This is a genomic window from Streptomyces sp. NPDC045470 (assembly GCF_040646595.1).
Classification (GTDB): Bacteria; Actinomycetota; Actinomycetes; order Streptomycetales; family Streptomycetaceae; genus Streptomyces.
In genome coordinates this window covers 118,051-136,910 of the sequence record NZ_JBEZAN010000014.1, presented here as the reverse complement: position 1 = coordinate 136,910, position 18,860 = coordinate 118,051, and the positions used below count along the sequence as shown (strand labels likewise).

At 72.3% G+C, this 18,860-nt stretch carries 12 protein-coding genes and 1 riboswitch; of the genes, 3 read left to right on the top strand and 9 right to left on the bottom strand.

Annotation, left to right across the window (positions count from 1 at the left end; all coding sequences use genetic code 11):
• Positions 1 to 109 precede the first annotated feature (109 nt).
• From AB0A97_RS30435 to AB0A97_RS30425, 3 genes are all read right to left on the bottom strand, one after another.
• The gene (locus AB0A97_RS30435) at positions 110 to 1,318 is read right to left on the bottom strand and encodes a nucleotide pyrophosphatase/phosphodiesterase family protein (RefSeq protein WP_361155774.1); all 1,209 of its coding nucleotides are present in this window, start codon (positions 1,316 to 1,318) and stop codon (positions 110 to 112) included.
• Positions 1,318 to 1,905: a DUF5998 family protein gene (locus tag AB0A97_RS30430; RefSeq protein ID WP_003981824.1), complete on the bottom strand. Its 588-nt coding sequence runs from the start codon at positions 1,903 to 1,905 to the stop codon at positions 1,318 to 1,320. Before AB0A97_RS30430 ends, AB0A97_RS30435 begins: the two co-directional genes overlap by 1 nt.
• A gap of 90 nt (positions 1,906 to 1,995) precedes the next feature.
• Positions 1,996 to 4,998, bottom strand: coding sequence for a GNAT family N-acetyltransferase (locus AB0A97_RS30425; RefSeq protein ID WP_361155772.1), 3,003 nt, complete (start codon positions 4,996 to 4,998; stop codon positions 1,996 to 1,998).
• 384 nt (positions 4,999 to 5,382) lie between these two features.
• Here AB0A97_RS30425 and AB0A97_RS30420 point away from each other — a divergent pair, with 384 nt between their 5' ends.
• Positions 5,383 to 5,664: an HPr family phosphocarrier protein gene (locus AB0A97_RS30420; protein WP_030021209.1), complete on the top strand. Its 282-nt coding sequence runs from the start codon at positions 5,383 to 5,385 to the stop codon at positions 5,662 to 5,664.
• A gap of 359 nt (positions 5,665 to 6,023) precedes the next feature.
• Here the strand turns inward: AB0A97_RS30420 and AB0A97_RS30415 are convergent, their stop codons facing one another.
• The 4 genes from AB0A97_RS30415 to AB0A97_RS30400 form a co-directional block, all read right to left on the bottom strand.
• Entirely contained in the window at positions 6,024 to 6,716 is a 693-nt protein-coding gene (locus AB0A97_RS30415) for a GntR family transcriptional regulator (RefSeq protein ID WP_361155771.1), read from the bottom strand.
• Positions 6,717 to 6,945: 229 nt separating this feature from the next.
• Positions 6,946 to 7,743, bottom strand: coding sequence for a peptidoglycan DD-metalloendopeptidase family protein (locus AB0A97_RS30410; protein ID WP_361155769.1), 798 nt, complete (start codon positions 7,741 to 7,743; stop codon positions 6,946 to 6,948).
• Positions 7,744 to 7,756: 13 nt separating this feature from the next.
• Positions 7,757 to 7,911: riboswitch (cyclic di-AMP (ydaO/yuaA leader) on the bottom strand.
• A 354-nt stretch (positions 7,912 to 8,265) separates the two neighbouring features.
• A complete protein-coding gene (locus AB0A97_RS30405) occupies positions 8,266 to 9,633 on the bottom strand; it encodes a pitrilysin family protein (RefSeq protein ID WP_361155904.1) in 1,368 nt (455 codons plus the stop codon).
• Positions 9,634 to 9,653: 20 nt separating this feature from the next.
• Positions 9,654 to 10,991, bottom strand: coding sequence for a pitrilysin family protein (locus AB0A97_RS30400; RefSeq protein WP_361155901.1), 1,338 nt, complete (start codon positions 10,989 to 10,991; stop codon positions 9,654 to 9,656).
• Positions 10,992 to 11,239: 248 nt separating this feature from the next.
• Between AB0A97_RS30400 and AB0A97_RS30395 the strand changes: the two genes are divergently transcribed.
• The gene (locus tag AB0A97_RS30395) at positions 11,240 to 13,687 is read left to right on the top strand and encodes a DNA topoisomerase IV subunit A (RefSeq protein ID WP_361155767.1); all 2,448 of its coding nucleotides are present in this window, start codon (positions 11,240 to 11,242) and stop codon (positions 13,685 to 13,687) included.
• A gap of 157 nt (positions 13,688 to 13,844) precedes the next feature.
• Here the strand turns inward: AB0A97_RS30395 and AB0A97_RS30390 are convergent, their stop codons facing one another.
• Both AB0A97_RS30390 and AB0A97_RS30385 read right to left on the bottom strand, forming a co-directional pair.
• A complete protein-coding gene (locus AB0A97_RS30390; RefSeq protein ID WP_361155765.1) occupies positions 13,845 to 15,089 on the bottom strand; it encodes a CobW family GTP-binding protein in 1,245 nt (414 codons plus the stop codon).
• Between the two features lie 58 nt (positions 15,090 to 15,147).
• On the bottom strand, positions 15,148 to 16,314 hold the full coding sequence (locus tag AB0A97_RS30385; protein WP_361155764.1) for a citrate synthase/methylcitrate synthase: 1,167 nt from the start codon (positions 16,312 to 16,314) through the stop codon (positions 15,148 to 15,150).
• 712 nt (positions 16,315 to 17,026) lie between these two features.
• On the opposite strand from AB0A97_RS30385, the gene AB0A97_RS30380 reads away from it, so the two are divergent.
• Complete coding sequence (locus AB0A97_RS30380; RefSeq protein ID WP_361155897.1) at positions 17,027 to 18,253, top strand: citrate synthase; 1,227 nt, start codon at positions 17,027 to 17,029, stop codon at positions 18,251 to 18,253.
• The last annotated feature ends 607 nt before the right edge of the window (positions 18,254 to 18,860 follow it).

Here is an 18,860-nt window from a genome sequence, read left to right as displayed (position 1 = left end):
GCGAGTGGGGACGGTCGGGAGCGCACGTGGGGGCGGGCTCACCGGGCGGCGGGGCGGGCAGGACAGGGCGTGCGGGGCCGTGCTCAGGCGCACGACCCGGGTACGGGGCTCAGGTGCGGACTTCGAGGAGCGGTACGAGCTGTTCGGCCGGCGTCATCGAGCCGTGCATCCCGACCATCGCGGACTCGCGCGGCTCCGTCTCGCTCGCCACGATCACCATGTCGGCGTGCGCGGCGACGACGACGTCACCGATGCGGGCCCGGACCCGGTCGTCGACCCGGGGGCCGAACCACCCGGCGGCGACGGCCTCGTCACGGCCCGCCACCCACATATGTTCCCCGACCACCTCGCGCCATACCGCGAGCACGTCACCGGCCGCGCCGGGGTGCGCGTACAGATGCCGCGCACGCCCCTCGCCACCCAGCAGCCGCACGCCGGCGCGCAGTTCCCAGTCCTCGTCGAAATCGATGCGGTGGTCCGGGCCGAACGGAATGTCGATCATGCCGTGGTCGGCGGTGACGTACAGGGCGCTGCGCGGCGGCAGTTGCTCGGCGAGGCGCTGGGCGAGGCGGTCGACGTACATCAGCTGGCCGCGCCAGGCGTCGGAGTCGACGCCGTAGCGGTGCCCGGCGCCGTCCACCTCGGCGTAGTACGTGTAGACCAGCGAGCGGTCACCGGCGGCGAGCTGCTCGGCCGCCAGGTCCATGCGCTCCTCGCCGGAGAGCCGGCCGTGGAACGTGCCGCCGCTGAGCGCGATCTCGGTGAGCGGGGTGCGTTCGAAGGTCGGCGCGGAGACCTGGCAGGTGTGGATGCCGGCGGCGTGCGCCTGCCGGAAGACGGTCGGGTACGGCTGCCAGGCGTACGGGTCGGTCCACGGGTACCAGCGGAGCTGGTTCATCAGCTCGCCGGTGTCCGGGTTGAGGCAGGTGTAGCCGGCCAGGCCGTGCTCGCCCGGCGGCAGCCCGGTGCCGACGGAGGCCAGCGAGGCGGCGGTGGTGGCCGGGAAGCCGGCGGTGATCGGACGGCCGGTGCGGTTGAACGAGCTGTCCAGCAGGGACGTCAGGAACGGCGCCTCGTCCGGGTGGGCGCGCAGCAGCTCCCAGCCGAGGCCGTCGACGAGGAAGACACAGACGCGGTCGGCGGGATCCAGCCGCATGCCCGGCGCGCCTGCCTGCCCCGTACCGGGCAGGGTCAGGCCCTGGCCCGCGGTGACGGTGGGCAGCAGGTCGGCGAGCGAGCCGGTGCCGTAGCGGGGCACCGGCGCGCCGGCCAGGTCGAGGGGTTCCGGTTCCGGCCAGGCGGGGGCGGCGTACGCCATCAGCGGGTGGTGGCCGCGGTGGCTTCGGACAGGGCCTGCGCGAAGGCGAGGGTCTGCCGCACGGTGTCCGGGCCGTCGCCGGCCTCGCTGACCCGCAGCGACAGGTCGTCGGCCGTCGACGAGCCCGTGTAGCCGTGATCGGCTTCGCAGTTGGGGTCGCCGCAGGTGGCAGGCTCCAGGTCCAGGCGGGCGACCGCACCCCAGCCGATGGTCAGGACGACCTCGCGGGGCAGCCGGCCCGGAGTGTACGACTCGGGGTTGGCGACCACCCGGCTGAGGACGACGGAGGAGATCCGGCCCAGCTTCACGGACTCGGTCGAGGTCGTCGCGTACGGCGACGGGGAGGTGTCGTCGGCGGACTGCTCGTCGGTGTGGCTGACGATGAAGCGGGTGCCCGTCAGAACCAGGACCGTCACATGGCGGCGGACCTCGTTGGCGTCGAAGGTCGTCTCCTGGTGGACCAAGTACGACACCACCGGCTCGCCGCCGACCGCGGCCTGCACCGCCTCGGCCACCAGGGCCGGGTAATAGCCGCTGCGCTCGATCGCCGCGCGCAGCCCTTGGGTCGTCGTACCGGTCTTAGCCATGCGGCCATCTTACGGGGCGTACCGGCCGGGGCGGGTCCGAGAGGCCGCGTCCGGGCCCGGGACCCCCGGCAGGGGTTTCCGTACCGGCGCTCAGTAGGCGGGCATCCGGCGCGGGCCCAGGTCGGTGGTGGCCGGCGGGCGGGCCAGGCGGACCGTGGCGTCCAGCACGGCCAGGCCGTGCGCGGCGACGACGACCGGCTCCAGGTCGACGCCGACGACCTCGGGGTGGTCGTCGACCAGCCGGGAGACCCGCAGCAGCAGGTCCTCCAGGGCGGCGGTGTCCACGGGCTGGCTGCCGCGCCAGCCGAACAGCAGCGGAGCCGTGCGGATGGACCGTATCTGTTCGGCGACGTCGCGGTCGGTCGCGGGGATGAGGCGGTGCGCCGTGTCGCCGAGCAGTTGGGAAGGGGCGCCGGCCAGGCCGAAGGACAGGACGGCGCCGGCGGCCGGGTCGATGGCGGCGCGGACGACCGTGTCGACGCCGCGCGGCACCATCGGCTGGACGACCGGGCGCAGCTCCTCGGGCTTGCCGAGGAAGTCGGTCAGCTCGGCGTAGGCGCGGCGCAGCTCCGCCTCGCCGGTCAGGTCGAGGCGGACGCCGCCGAGGTCGGGGCGGTGCCGCAGGTGCGGTGCGGTGGTCTTCAGGGCGACCGGGTAGCCCAGGCGGGCGGCGGCCCGTACGGCGGTGTCCGGGTCGGGGGCCGGATGGGCCGGGCGCACGGGGATGCCGTACCGGGCCAGCAGGGCGTGGGCGTCCTCGGCCGGCAGGGGGACGGAGCGGGTGATGTCGGCGTGCCGGGACAGTTCGTCGAGCAGCCGGTCGATGTCGGCGCCGGCGGCGGCCTCCTCGATGTCCTCGTACTCGGGCACCCGGCCCGGGTCGGCGGCGTCCCGGCGCCATTTCGCGTAGCGCACCGCCTGGGCGAGCGACCGGACGGCGCGCTCGGCGGCGGGGAAGGCGGGGATGAGGGGAGCAGTCGGAGGGCTGGGGGACGCGCTGCCGTCCGGGGTGCCGGAGGGGGCGGTGCCGGTGGGCGTGCTGCCGTCCGGAGTGCCGGTGGGGGCCGTGGCGGGGGCCAGTGGGGCTTCGGTGGCGTCCTCGGGGGGCGCGGGGGCGTGCGGGCGGGTCGAGGCGCCGCCGGGAGACGGCGAGGCGTCGTGGGAGGGCTGCGGGACGTTCCGGGACGGCGTCAGGGCGTCGCCGGACGGCGGCGGGGCCGCCAGCGCGTCGGCGAGGGCGTCCATGGCCAGGTGTACGACGGTGACCGGCTTGGCGGGCGCGGCGGACGAGGCCGCTTCGCGCAGCGCCGCGGCGAGGTCCGCGCCCTCGCCCGGGGAGGCCACGCCCTCCTCCCCCACCCAGGGAATGGCCGTGACGACGACGGCGTCGCAGAGCCCGTTGGCCAGGGCGGCGGACAGCGCCGTACGGAAGTCCTCGGGGGTGGCCGCGGCGGCGAGGACGTGCGGACGCAGCGGGCGCAGTCCTTCGGTGAGGCAGGCGTCGTACGTCAGCAGGGCCAGGGACTCGCTGTTGCCCAGAATGGCGACGCGCGGGCCGTCCGGCAGCGGCTGGGAGGCGAGCAGCAGCCCGGCGTCGATCAGCTCGGTGACCGTGTCGACCCGGATCACGCCGGCCTGGCGCATCAGGGCGGAGACCGTGCTGTCGGGGATGCGGACCGTGGGGACGGTGTGGCCGAGCGGCGCGGTGCCGGTGTGGCGGGCGCCCTTGGCGACGACGACGGGCTTGACGGCGGCCGTACGGCGGGCGAGTCGCATGAATTTGCGCGGGTCGCCGATGGACTCCAGGTAGAGGATCGCGACGTCGGTGGCGGGGTCGTCGTACCAGTACTGGAGCAGGTCGTTGCCGGAGAGGTCGGCGCGGTTGCCGGCCGACAGGAAGGTGGAGATACCGGCGATCGAGCCGTCGCCGGGGCCGCGCCGGTGCAGGCCGCTGAGCAGGGCGATGCCGATCGCACCGGACTGTGTGAACAGGCCGATGCGCCCGGCGCCGGGCATCTGGGGGGCGAGCGAGGCGTTCAGCCGGACGTCCGGCGCGGTGTTGACCAGGCCGAAGGCGTTCGGCCCGATCAGCCGCATGCCGTACGAGCGGGCCTGGCGCAGCAGGGCGCGCTGCCGCTCGCGCCCCTCGGGGCCGGACTCGGCGTACCCGGAGGAGAGGATCACCAGGCCGCGTACGCCGTGCTCGCCGCAGTCGCGGACCACGTCGGGGACCTGGGCGGCGGGGACGGCGAGCACCGCGAGATCCACGGGCTCGGGGATCTCGGGCACCGAGCGGTGACCCGGCACCCCTTCGGGGTCGAGGAGGGCGCCGCCCTCGGGGAAGGCGTGGTTGACCGCGTACACCCGGCCCGGATAGCCGGAGTCGAGGAGATTGCGCAGGACGGAGCGGCCGACGCCGCCGGGGGCGCGGCCGGTGCCGATGACGGCGACCGAGCCGGGCGCCAGCAGGCGCTGCACGGAACGGGCCTCGGCGCGCTGCTCGCGGCCGCGCATGACGGCCATGGACTGCTCGGTGGGCTCCAGGTCGAACTCCAGGCGCACCACGCCGTCTTCGAAGGTGCGCTGCTGGGTGTACCCGGCGTCCGTGAAGACCTTGATCATTTTGGTGTTGGCGGGCAGCACCTCGGCCGCGAACCGACGGATGCCGCGCTCCCGGGCGACTGCGGCGATGTGCTCCAGGAGGGCGGAGGCCACCCCGCGGCCCTGGTGGGCGTCCTGCACCAGGAAGGCGACCTCGGCCTGGTCGGCGCCCGGTTCCTTGGCGGGGCGGCCACGGTCGTCGATGCGGTCGTAGCGGACCGTGGCGATGAACTCGCCGCCCACGGTGGCGGCCAGGCCCACCCGGTCGACGTAGTCGTGGTGGGTGAAGCGGTGCACGTCGCGGTCGGACAGGCGCGGGTAGGGCGCGAAGAAGCGGTAGTACTTCGACTCGTCCGAGACCTGTTCGTAGAACGAGACCAGGCGCTGCGCGTCGTCGGGGGCGATGGGACGGATGCGCGCGGTGCCGCCGTCGCGCAGCACGACATCGGCTTCCCAGTGGGCCGGGTAGACGCTGTCCGACGGGCTCTGCATGGGGGACAGCGTACGACCCGCCACCGACAACCGGCTCGGTGTGCGGGCCCGTGCGGGCCGGGGCAGGCTGGGCCGGGGCGGTCGGTCCCGGACGGAGGGGGCCGGGCGGGTCCGGGCGGTGGGCCCGGTCGGCGGGTCCGGACGGTGGGCGGGTCCGGACGGTGGGCAGGTCCAGACGGTGGGCAGGTCCAGACGGTGGGCCCGGAGGTCCCGGACGGCGTGGTCCCGGATGGCGGACGGTACGGGCGTACGCCGACGACCCGCCGGTAGCGTGCCTCCGGCCTGCGAAAAGCGCCGCCTACGGCGCCGCCGCGGGCTGCCGGAGCACTCCCGGCGACATGAGACACTGGTCTAGACAACCGTTACGACTTGAAGGGCAACACCATGGCTGAGCGCCGCGTCAATGTCGGTTGGGCCGAGGGTCTGCACGCCCGCCCCGCCTCGATCTTCGTCCGTGCGGCCACCGCCGCCGGGGTTCCCGTGACGATCGCGAAGGCCGACGGCAACCCGGTCAACGCGGCCTCCATGCTGGCCGTGCTGGGCCTGGGCGCCCAGGGTGGCGAGGAGATCGTGCTGGCCTCCGACGCCGAGGGCGCCGACGCCGCGCTCGACCGCCTCGCGAAGCTGGTCGCCGAGGGCCTTGAGGAGCTCCCGGAGACCGTCTGAACCGCTTCGCGGGTCACTGTGTTCGCGGCTCCGCCGCGGTAGCCGGGTCACCGGCGCCGGGGCGGGGCCGTTTTTCGTGCGGTGCCGTACGCCGCGACCGGCAGGCGGCGACCGGGAAAATTCGCGCGCCATCGCTCCAGGGCATGCCATCACTAAGGGATACGCCGAGCAATCCCCCTCCGCGTCGCCATCCCGATCCCTCTGGGGTTCTTCCGCTCCCCCTGCGCACTCCTCGCGGCAATCAACCCGCGCCTGACGGGATTCCCGCTTTCCCGCGCTTTTCGCAGCCCGCAGCGCCGCATCGAAACCCGCGCCATTCCTCCGGCGAAATCCCCTACCGCTTGTATACGGCCCGCCCGTTAATTCCGTTCGCGCGCCGTGTTTACGGGCTGTTTCGAACTCCTCACCGTCGGCCCGGGGACCACCGGACGCAGCCGGTACGCCGGGCGCGAGCGCTCGATGTGCGCCGCCATCAGGGCGCGGGCCCGCTCGGCGTCCCCGCGGCTCACCGCGTCCAGCACCGCCCCGTGCTCCTCCCAGGAGCGCTCGTCGCGGGCCGGGAGGTCGACCACGTACATCCAGTCGATCTTGCGTCGTACCTGGGTGAGCAGCGCCGCCAGGCCCGTGCTGCCGGATGCCTGGGCGAGCGTCTCGTGGAACCAGCCGTCGAGTTGGCGCAGCTCGGCGCGGTGACCGTGCCGGGTCCGCTCACGGCCCAGCCGCACGACGCCGCGCAGCACCTTGAGATGGGCCGCGGTGCGGCGGGTGGCGGCGCGGGCGGCGCCGAGCGGCTCCAGCAGCGCCCGGATGTCCAGGGCGTCGGCCGCTTCCCGTTCGGTCGGCTCGGCCACGCAGGCACCCGCGTGGTGCCGGATGACGACGAAGCCCTCCGACTGCAACGTACGCAACGCCTCTCGCACGGGAACGCGGGAGACCCCGTAACGACCGGCCAGCATTTCCTCGATCAGGCGGCTGCCCGGCGGGAGAACGCCGGATACGATGTCGCCGCGGATCGCCGTGCACACCACGTGCGCGGAAAGGGGACCTCGCATCGCCTGCGCCTCCACCGTAATCCGCTGGGAACTTCCGGAATTGCCGCCGGACGGCGACTTTCGAGTGACTCTATGCGACAGGAACCGGATATCCGACGGCCATGGCACATTCATGGATATTTTTTGGCCAGGTGCCGCGCAGGCGGAAACGCAGATGCCCCGGCCACGAGGGCCGGGGCATCATACGGGGGACGGGTGCGACGGGAGTGACGAGCGGGACGGATGTCCGTCAGACGTTCACGCCGTGCGAGCGCAGGTAGGCGACCGGGTCCATGTCCGAGCCGTACTCCGCCGAGGTGCGGGCCTCGAAGTGCAGGTGCGCGCCGGTGGTGTTGCCGGTGTTTCCCGACAGGGCGATCTGCTGGCCCGGGGTGACGGTCTGGCCGACCGAGACGTTGATCGACGACAGATGGCCGTACTGGGTGTAGGTGCCGTCGTTCATCTTGATGACGACGTTGTTCCCGTACGCGCCGCCCCAGCCGGCCTCGACAACGGTGCCCGAGCCGACGGCGTGGACGGTGGTGCCGGAGGAGGCGTGGAAGTCGATGCCGGTGTGGCTGCCGGAGGACCACAGGCCGCTGGACGCCTTGTAGCTGGTGGAGACGTAGGAACCGTCGACGGGCGCGACGTACATGAGCAGGCGCTTGCGCTCGGCCTCGCGGGCGGCGCGCTCCTTGGCCTCGCGCTCCTTCTTGGCCTCGGCCTCGGCCTGGCGCTTGGCCTCCTCGGCCTGCTTGCGCGCCTCGGCCTCGGCCTTGGCCTGCGCGGCGGCGGCCTCGGCGGCCTCCTGCTGCGCGTCGGCCTGCGCCTCGATCTGCTCGGCGAGCTCGTCACCGAGGACGACGGCGTGGTGGAGGCCGGTGTCGTGGTTGCTCGCGTCGTCCGGGTTGCCGACCGCCAGGGCCGGGGAGGCGACGGAGGCGATGACGCCGGACGCGGCGAGCGTGGCTATGCCGGCGAGGTTACGGGTCGTCCGCGCGCTGCGGCTCGGACCACGGTGCTTCCCGGTGGCACGGGTGAACGCCATGGGCTGGCTGTGTCCTTTCCTTCCCTCTCGCCTACCGGGTTAGCTGACGGGTTCGGAGCAGGAAGGTCTCCTACGGGCACCTCCGGGAAGGCGTCCGATTCACCCCAGGGGACATGGGTCCCCGGCTCCCCTGGCTCGCGCCGTACGGGGACTCGGCGATGACTGTCCGTGCCGCGGTTGCGGCGGTGATCCTGCGGACAGCCGGATCGACGCTAAACGCGGCAACTTTCAATCGGCAAACAGAACCCCGATTTTGTGCCGTACGCCACACGGGCACCCTGCAACCACCCCCAACAATTGGGACATAAAGAAGATCCAGTGGCGCCTGCGCACCACTGGATCCCCTATGTGACCGTTCGTCACACGCCCGGGTCACGGGCCGTCAGCCACCGCCGGCCCTCACCGGCAGCCGTCGGCCACCACCGGACGGAGGCTGTCCGCCCCGCGCCGAAGACGTGCCGGTGTGACGCGTCGGCGTGACGTGCCGAAGTGACGTGCGGCGTGACGTGCCGGTGACGCTCCTCAGCCCTTGACGACCGTCACCTCTCCGATGCCGAGCGCCTTGACGGGCTCCTCGATCTCGGCGGCGTCACCCACCAGGACCGTCACCAGCCGGTCGACCGGGAAGGCGTTGACGGCCGCGGCGGTCGCCTCGACCGTGCCGGTCCGCGCCAGCCGCTCGTACAGCCGGGCCTGGTAGTCGTCCGGAAGCTGCTGCTCGACCTGGTCCGCGAGGGTGCCTGCGACGGCCGCCGCGGTCTCGTACTTCAGCGGCGCGACCCCGACGAGGTTCTGTACGGCCACGTCGCGCTCGGCGTCCGTCAGGCCCTCCACCGCGAGGGTGCGCAGCACCTTCCAGAGGTCGTCCAGCGCCGGACCGGTGGAGGCGGTGTCCACCGAGCCGCTGATGGCGAGCATCGCGGCGCCGTCGCCGTCGGCCGAGGAGCGCAGCACCTGCCCGAAGGAACGCACCCCGTAGGTGTAGCCCTTCTCCTCGCGCAGCACCCGGTCCAGGCGGGAGGTGAGGGTGCCGCCCAGGCAGTACGTGCCGAGCACCTGCGCGGGCCAGACGCGGTCGTGCCGGTCGGCGCCGATCCGGCCGATCAGCAGCTGGGTCTGGACGGCGCCGGGGCGGTCGACGATCACGACACGGCCGGTGTCGTCGGCGGTGATCGGGCTGGCCTTCACCGGTTCGGCGGGCGACCCCGTCCAGGCGCCGAGGGTCTCCGTGAGGGCCGCGTCCAGGTCGACGCCGGTGAAGTCGCCGACGACGACGGCGGTGGCCGTGGCGGGGCGTACATGGGCCTCGTAGAAGGCGCGCACGGCCGCCGCGTCGATCCGGGTGACGGTCTCCTCGGTGCCCTGGCGCGGCCGCGACATCCGGGAGTCGGCCGGGAACAGCTCCTTGGACAGGGCCATCGCGGCGCGCCGGGCCGGGTTGGCCAGCTCGTGCGGGATCTCGTCGAGGCGGTTGTGCACCAGGCGCTCGACCTCGCCGTCCGGGAAGGCGGGGGCGCGCAGGGCGTCGGCGAGCAGGCCGAGGGCCTTGTCCAGCCGGGAGGCCGGGACCTCCAGGGACACCCGGACGCCGGGGTGGTCGGCGTGCGCGTCCAGAGTGGCGCCGCAGCGCTCCAGCTCGGCGGCGAACTCCTCGGCGTCGTGTTTGTCGGTGCCCTCGGACAGGGCGCGCGCCATGATCGTGGCGACGCCGTCCAGGCCCGCCGGCTCGGCCTCCAGGGGCGCGACGATGTCGACCTCGACGGCGACGACCTGCTGGCCGGGGCGGTGGCTGCGCAGGACCGTGAGGCCGTTGGGGAGCTGTCCGCGCTCGGGGGCCGGGAAGGCCCACGGCTTGGGGTCGCCGCCGGCCGGCTGCGGGTGGAAGGTCATCGTGCTGCTGACGGCGTCACTCACTGGGCCGCCTCCTCGTCGTTGTCCTCGGCGGCGGTCGGCTCGGTCGGCTCGTACACGAGCACCGCGCGGTTGTCGGGGCGCAGCCGGGCCTTGGCGACCTCCTGCACCTCCTGCGGGGTGATCTCCAGGACGCGCCGCACGGCGGTCAGGGCGAGCTGCGGGTCGCCGAACAGGACCGCGAACCGGCACAGTTCGTCGGCGCGCCCGGCGGCCGTGGCGAGGCGGTCCAGCCACTCACGCTCCAGCTGGGCCTGCGCGCGCTCCATCTCCTCGGGGCTCGGCCCCTCGTCCGCGAAGCGGGCCAGCTCCTCGTCCACGGCCCTCTCGATCTCCGGCACCTCGACGCCGCCGGAGGTCTTCACGTCCAGCCAGCCCAGCGAGGGGGCGCCGGCCAGCCGGAGCAGGCCGAAGCCCGCCGCCACGGCCGTACGGTCACGGCGCACCAGGCGGTTGTACAGCCGCGAGGACTCGCCGCCGCCGAGCACCGTCAGCGCCAGGTCGGCCGCGTCGGCCTCACGGGTGCCGTCGTGCGGCAGGCGGTAGGCGGCCATCAGGGCACGGGAGGGCACGTCCTCCTCGACGACCTCGCGCAGCTCCTTGCCGATGACCTCCGGGAGGGAGCCGTCACGCGGCGGCTGCTTGCCCTCGTGGCCGGGGATGGAGCCGAAGTACTTCTCCACCCAGGCGAGGGTCTGCTCGGGGTCGATGTCGCCGACGATCGACAGCACCGCGTTGTTGGGCGCGTAGTACGTACGGAAGAAGGCCCGCGCGTCCTCCAGGGAGGCGGCGTCCAGGTCGGCCATCGAACCGATGGGCGTGTGGTGGTACGGGTGTCCCTCCGGATAGGCCATGGCCGTCAGCTTCTCGAAGGCCGTGCCGTAGGGGACGTTGTCGTAGCGCTGCCGGCGCTCGTTCTTGACGACGTCGCGCTGGTTCTCCAGGGACTCCTCGTCGAGCGCCGTCAGCAGGGAGCCCATGCGGTCGGCCTCCAGCCACAGCGCGAGCTCCAGCTGGTGGGCGGGCATGGTCTCGAAGTAGTTGGTGCGCTCGAAGCTGGTGGTGCCGTTGAGGGAGCCGCCGGCGCCCTGGACCAGTTCGAAGTGACCGTTGCCCGAGACCTGGGCGGAGCCCTGGAACATGAGGTGCTCGAAGAGGTGGGCCAGGCCCGTACGCCCCTTGACCTCGTGGCGCGAGCCGACGTCGTACCAGAGGCAGACCGCGGCGACCGGGGTCAGGTGGTCTTCGGAGAGCACCACACGCAGGCCGTTGGCCAGCCGGTGCTCGGTCGCTGTCAGGCCGCCGGAGCCGGCTTGTTCTGTGGCCGTGTGACCCATGGGCATGTACGTCCCTTCGATCCGCTTGCGAGAAAGTTCTGTCACTGTATGCAAGCGTGCCGAGCTATGGCGAAGTTCCCGGCCGGGCTGCCTCGTACGAGCGGACTTCGCGGTGACCTCGTCCGGGGCCCTGGGGAGGGTCGCGGTCGGCGTTGTCAGTGGGGCGGGCCACAATGGTCCGCGAAAGACCCGAACGTTGATCCCGCATCGGCAAGCAGCAGGACGCAAGCGAAGGAGCCGCAGCCGCGATGGCCCGCCGTAGCACGAAGACCCCGCCGCCGGACGACTTCGAGGAGAGGATCCTCGACATCGACGTCGTCGACGAGATGCAGGGCTCCTTCCTTGAGTACGCGTACTCGGTCATCTACTCCCGCGCCCTCCCGGACGCCCGCGACGGCCTCAAGCCCGTACACCGCCGCATTCTCTACCAGATGAACGAGATGGGGCTGCGCCCCGAGCGCAGCTACGTCAAGTGCGCCCGCGTCGTCGGCGAGGTGATGGGTAAGCTCCACCCGCACGGCGACGCCTCCATCTACGACGCCCTGGTGCGGATGGCGCAGCCCTTCTCCATGCGGCTGCCGCTGGTGGACGGCCACGGCAACTTCGGCTCGCTCGGCAACGACGACCCGCCCGCCGCCATGCGGTACACCGAGTGCAAGATGGCCTCGGCGACCTCCCTGATGACGGAGTCCATCGACGAGGACACGGTCGACTTCGCACCGAACTACGACGGCCAGGAGCAGGAGCCGGTCGCCCTGCCGGCCGCCTACCCGAACCTCCTCGTCAACGGCGCGTCCGGCATCGCGGTCGGCATGGCGACGAACATGCCGCCGCACAACCTCGGCGAGGTCATCGCCGCCGCCCGCCACCTCATCAAGCACCCGAACGCCGACCTCGACACGCTGATGAAGTACGTGCCGGGCCCCGACCTGCCGACCGGCGGCCGGATCGTGGGCCTGGGCGGCATCCGCGACGCGTACGAGTCGGGACGCGGCACCTTCAAGATCCGCGCCACGGTAGCGGTGGAGAACGTCACCGCCCGCCGCAAGGGTCTGGTCGTCACCGAACTGCCGTTCGCGGTCGGCCCCGAGAAGGTCATCTCCAAGATCAAGGACCTGGTGGGCGCGAAGAAGCTCCAGGGCATCGCGGACGTCAAGGACCTCACCGACCGCGAGCACGGCCTGCGCCTGGTCATCGAGATCAAGAACGGCTTCAACCCGGAAGCCGTCCTGGAGCAGCTCTACAAGCTCACGGCCATGGAGGAGTCCTTCGGCATCAACAACGTCGCGCTGGTGGACGGCCAGCCGCTGACGCTGGGCCTCAAGGAGCTGCTGGAGGTCTACGTCGACCACCGCTTCGACGTGGTGCGCCGGCGCAGCGAATTCCGCCGCACCAAGAAGCGCGACCGCCTCCATCTGGTCGAGGGCCTGCTCACGGCTTTGATCGACATCGACGAGGTGATCCGCCTCATCCGCTCCAGCGAGAACAGCGCACAGGCCAAGGAGCGGCTGATGGACCGCTTCGCGCTGAGCGACATCCAGACGCAGTACATCCTCGACACCCCGCTGCGCCGCCTGACCAAGTTCGACCGGATCGAGCTGGAGTCGGAGCGCGACAAGCTCAAGGCGGAGATCGAGGAGCTGACCAAGATCCTCGAATCGGACGCCGAGCTGCGCAAGCTGGTCTCCGGCGAGCTGGCCGCGGTGGCCAAGAAGTACGGCACGGAGCGGCGCACCGTCCTGCTGGAGTCGGCGGGCGCCCCGGTGGCCGCGATGCCGCTGGAGGTCGCCGACGACCCGTGCCGGGTACTGCTGTCCTCCACGGGCCTGCTGGCCCGTACGGCCAACGGCGAGGTCAATTTCGACGCGGAGGCCAAGCGCGTCAAGCACGACGTCATCGTCTCCGCGGTGCCGGCCACCACGCGCGGCGAGGTGGGCGCGGTGACGTCCACCGGCCGGCTGCTGCGGCTCCAGGTGGTCGACCTGCCGCAGCTCCCCGACACGATCGCGGCACCGACCCTGTCAGGAGGCGCGCCGGTCGCGGAATTCCTCAGCCTCCAGGACGGTGAGGAACTGATCTGCCTGATGACGCTGGACGAGTCCTCGCCGGGCCTGGCCCTCGGCACCCAGCAGGGCATCGTCAAGCGCGTGGTGCCGGACTATCCGTCCCACAAGGAGGAGTTGGAGGTCATCACCCTCAAGGAGGGCGACCGCGTCGTGGGCGCCGCCGAGCTGCGCACGGGCGAGGAGGACCTGGTCTTCATCACCGACGAGGCACAGCTGCTGCGCTATCCGGCGGGGCAGGTACGGCCGCAGGGGCGGCCCGCGGGCGGCATGGCAGGCGTCAAGCTGGGCCCGGACGCGAAGGTCATCTTCTTCTCGGCCGTCGACCCGGCCGCCGACGCCATGGTCTTCACCGTCTCCGGCTCGCACGGCACGCTCGACGACTCGGTGTCCACGGCCAAGCTCACCCCCTTCGACCAGTACCCGCGCAAGGGCCGGGCGACCGGCGGTGTGCGCTGCCAGCGGTTCCTGAAGGGCGAGGACTGCCTCTCCCTGGCCTGGGCCGGCGCCGCGCCGGTGCGGGCGGCCAACGCCAAGGGCGTCCCGGTCGACCTGCCGGAGCCGGACCCGCGCCGGGACGGCTCGGGCGTACCGCTGACGAAGCCGGTCAGCGCGCTGGCCGGACCGGTGTAGCGACGGGCGCGGTTCCGCGTCGAGAACGGTGACGACGGATGACGACGCCCCCGGGGCGGCTGCGGCCGGGCCGGGGGCGTTGCTGTATCCGTCGGGCCCTCGTGCCCGTCGGGGCCGTTTAAGGGGCTCGGTGTCCGGAAGGGGCCCGGGCGGCCGGCTACCGGTCGCCGGGCTCCCCCGGCTGACCTGGCTCCTGCTGCTCCGGGTCCAGCCGCTCCGACTCCTGTCGCTCCCACTCCTGCGGACCGGCGAAGTCGTCGGGCTGACCGGGCTCACCGTTGGACGGTACGTACCGGAGCACGCCCCACATGCTGTTCACATCGGCGCGTCCCGGACCCGTCTCCCGGCAGTCGGTCAGCTCCTTGCGCACCGCCGCCGTGTCGATCCCGCTGCCGATCAGGACGAGCTGGGTGCGACGCTCCTCGTCCGGCTGCCACGGCGACGGATAGAAGCGCAGAAAGTCACCGACCGCGTGCACGGCGAACTTCTGGCGGTTCTCCGGTACGTCGAAGTGGACGAACCCCTTGATCCGGTAGAGACCTGCGGGCCTGCTGTCCAGGAAGGCCATGAGCCGGCGCGGGTTCATCGGCTGGTCCGACTCGAACGCGACACTCTCGTACGCGGCGTGCAGGTGCTGCCGGTGCCCGTGGCCGCGGCACCCCGGCCCGTGCTCACCGCACGCATCCTCCTCGAAGGCCCCTTCCCCGCCCGCTTCGGCCTCCGCCTCCGCCTCCGCTTCCTCTCGGAACAGGTCCTCGAAGGAAAGCTGACGGACCGCCTCGTCGTCCGCGTCCCGCGGCTTGCGGTCGAAGAACAGCTCCGGGTCGATCCGTCCGTACGTGGCGGGCACGACCGGTGTCCCCGGGCTCAGCTCGGCGAGGGTCGCCAGCAGCGAGCGTTGCTCCGCCTCTCCGATCCGGTCGGCCTTGTTCAGGACCACCAGGTCGGCGATGGCCACATGCCGGTCGATCTCCGGGTGCCGGGCCCGGGTGGCGTCGAACTCCGCCGCGTCGACGACCTCGGCCAGCCCGCCGTAGACGATCCGGTCGTTCTCGCTGGCCAGGACCATGCGGATGAGTTCCTGCGGCTCGGCCAGACCGCTCGCCTCGATGACGATGACGTCGATACGGGCCGACGGCCGGGCCAGGCGTTCCAGGTACTCGTCCAGCTCACTGGTGTCGACGGCGCAGCACAGACAGCCGTTGCCCAGCGAAACCATCGAGTCGACCTGCCCGGCCACCGTCATGGCGTCGATCTCGATGCTGCCGAAGTCGTTGACGACCGCTCCGACGCGGCTGCCGCCGCTGCGGCCCAGCAGATGGTTGAGCAGGGTGGTCTTGCCGGAACCGAGGAATCCGGCGAGCACGATGACCGGGATCTGTCGCGGGGCCTGCGGGGCCAAGGGGGCGCCTCCATCGTCGTACATCGGTGCGGCGGCGCGCCGTCGGTCCGGCACGCCGTCAGTTCAGCGCGGCGGGCACCGGCTGCGGCGGGGGCGGACCGACATAGCGGGCCGCCGGGCGGATGATCTTCGAGTCGTCCGCCTGCTCCAGGATATTGGCGCTCCACCCGACCACCCGGGCCGCACAGAAGGTGGGAGTGAACATCTCACGCGGCAGACCGCACAGCTCCATCACCACACCCGCGTAGAACTCGACGTTGGTGTGCAGTTCCCGGCCGGGCTTGAGCTCGGCGAGCAGCGCCTCGACCCGCTCCTCCACCTGCACCGCGAAGTCCACGAGCGGCCCGCCGAACCCCCGGGCGACCTCGCGCAGCATCCGCGAACGCGGGTCCTCGGTGCGGTAGACCGGGTGCCCGAATCCCATGATCCGCTCCCCCGAGCGGACCCGTTCGCGGATCCAGGCGTCGATACGGTCAGGACTGCCGATGGCATCGAGAGAGTCCAGCGCCCGGCTGGGTGCGCCGCCGTGCAGCGGCCCGGAGAGCGCGCCGACCGCGCCCGCCAGGCAGGCCGCGAGATCCGCACCCGTGGAGGCGATGACCCGGGCGGTGAACGTCGACGCGTTGAACCCGTGGTCGACGGTGGAGATCAGATACCGCTCGATGGCACCGGTACGCGCGGGGTCGGGCTCCTCGCCGGTGAGCATGTACAGGTAGTTGGCGGCGTACGGGAGGTCGTCCCGCGGCTCGACCGGTTCCAGGCCGCGGCCGATACGGTGCAGCGCGGTGAGCACGGTGGGCACCGCGGCGCATGCGGCGAGCGCGTCAGCACCACGCTGCCGGGCGTCGATGTCGTAGAGAGGCTGGAAGTCCGCTGCCGCACCGAGCAGGGAGAGCGCGGTACGCAGTCCGGCAAGCGGGCCGCTGCGGGCGCTGGCACGGGCGATGCCGGGCAGTGCGTCCCGTACGGCGTCGGGCAGGTGACGCAGCGCCACGGTCTCCGCCTCGAAGGCGGCGCGCTGCTCCGCGTCCGGCAGGTACCCGCGGAGCATCAGGTGCCAGACGTCCTCGAAGGTGCGGCTCTGCACGAGCTCCACGGCGGAGTACTGGCGGTAGTGGTAAAAGCCTTCCCCGCCCCGTACGTCCCCCAGCTCGGTCTCGGTGACGATCACTCCCGCAAGCCCGCGGGGCGCGTCGAACGTCGCATCGGCCTCGGCAATCGGCATGACGGTCCTCCCTGTCTCTCCTGGGCGTTCCCCATTGACTTGACTGTCCATTCTGGACTGGATGGCTGTCAATATTGATTGAATCAACACATGCCCATGATCAATCGCTATGGTGGAGTACATGGCGGACCAGGGAACGGATGAGGGGCGGGACGTTGTGGGTGACGGGGGTGGCGGCCGGACCAATGAGGGCGATCTCGATGTCGGCGGTAGTGGCAAGACCGGCGGGGTCGATCTCGGTGCCTGCGGTGGCGGGATCGACGGAGACGATCTCGGCGGGGTCCATGGCGGCGGGGGCGACGGGGGCGAACTCGGTGTCGGCGGTGGTGGTGGCAAGGTCGGCGGGGGCGATGCCGACGACGGCGGGCGCGAACTGGGTGCAGGCGATGGCGGCCGCCAGACCAGCGGGGGCAGTGCCGACGGCGACGGCGACGGGCGCGAACTCGGTGCAGGCGATGGCGGTCAGACCGGCGGGGGCGGTGCCGACGGCGACGGCGACGGGCGCGAACTCGGTGCACGTGATGGCGGGGTCGGCGGGGTCGGCGGTGACAACGGAGGCTTCGGCGACGACACCGGCACCGGGCGTGGCAACGGCGACAGCGGACCCGATGGAGCCGATGGAGCCAGTAAAGGTATCTGCGCAGCCGGCGGTGGTTTCGGCAGCGGAGGGGACGTAGACGGTCCCGATGGCGGTGTCGGCAGCACCGGAGATATCGATGACGAGCGGCGGCTGACCACCAGGGAAGCGGCCGACCGGCTCGGCGTGAAGCCGGAGACGATCTACGCCTACGTCAGCCGCGGCCAGCTGACCAGCCGACGCGCACCCGGCGGCCGGGGGAGCACCTTCGACATCGGGGAAGTGGACGCCCTCGCCCGCCGCGGCGGGCGCCGCGAGCCGTCCGCCGGCAGCGGCGACTTGGCACTCCGTACCGGCATCACCCTCATCGACGCGGACCGCTGCTACTTCCGCGGCGTGGACACGACGGAACTGGCCGACCGCTACGGCTACGAAGAGGTCGCCGAGTGGCTCTGGACCGGCGTACTGCGCCCCGGTGTTCACTTCACCGCCCCGGAGGAAGCCCTCTCGGCCGCCCGGCGGGCCGTCGACGCACTGCCCGCCCACAGCAGCTCGATGGACCGGCTGCGCGTCGCAGTGGTGGCGGCTGCCTCCGCCGACCCGCTGCGATTCGACCTGTCCAAGGACGCCGTCCTGGGCACGGCGCGCGCCCTCATTCCCGTACTCGTCGACGCACTGCCCCGCCTGCAAAGTGGAACGGACCGCACCTCCTCCCCGATCGTCCGCCGCCTGTGGTCACGCCTCACCGCACAGCGGCCCGACGAGGCGTCACTGCGCGTCCTGGCAGCGGCACTCGTCCTCCTCATCGACCACGACCTCGCCGCCTCCACGTTGGCTGCACGCGTGGCCGCCTCCGCGCGGGCCCACCCGTACACCGTCGTCTCGGCCGGCTTCGGCGCCCTGGACGGCCCGCTGCACGGCGCCGCGAGCAGCCTCACCCACCGCATGCTCCAAGAGGTGCTGGAACGGGGCAGCGCGGCGGCCGTGGTGGCGGACCACCTGCGCGCCGGACGCCGGGTACCTGGCCTCGGCCACCGCATCTACCAGGGCGAAGACCCGCGCGCACGTACCCTGTTCCGCCTCCTGGAGGACGTACCCCAGGCCGCCCCGGCGCTGCGGGCCGCACGCGAGGTGGCCGCCACGACCGCCCGCCACACCGCCCTGCACGCCAACGTCGACCTCGCCCTGGGCGTACTGACCGTCACGGCCAACATGACCCCCGAAGCCGGCGAAACTGTCTTCGCGGTGGCCCGGACCGCCGGCTGGATCGCCCACGCCCTGGAGGAGTACGAGGAACCCCCCATGCGCCTGCGCCCCAGTGGCCACTACACCGGCCCACGCCCACCCCAGCCCCTACCGTGATCCAAACCGCCCCCCCGGGAACACAGCACCCCAACCCCCAAGCCCGCCCCCAGATATGCCGCCCCCGCCCCCCTAGCCCTAGGCCACCACCCCACCCCTCACGGGGGCCTCCCCTCCCCTCCCCCTCCCGCCCCTCACCACCCCCACCACACACCAAGCGCCACCCCACACACGTGATGCAGCACTCGCACCCCCACCACCCCCCTTCCACGCACCCCACACCACGTACCTCACGCCACGCACCCCACACCACGCCTCGCACCTCACATCGCTCGTACTCCGCACCACTCGCACCCTGCACCGCTCGCAACGCCACTTCTCACACACACGTCGCCCATGTCACGCACCACACGATTCGCACCGCTTACGTCACGCTTCACACGCCCCACGCACTGCCCGCGCGACCCACTACTCAGCCCTACGCACCGCCTCGTTCGCTTTACGCACTACTCGCACCACCCGCCTCTCGCACCGCTTACGCAACCCAACACGCAGCACCCGCTCCACGCCCACGCCACTCACCTCACGCGCTGCTCTCATCGCGCCACCCCAACCTCACCGTTCACACCACGTCGCACCGCTTTCACCGAACCGCTCGCGTCACCTC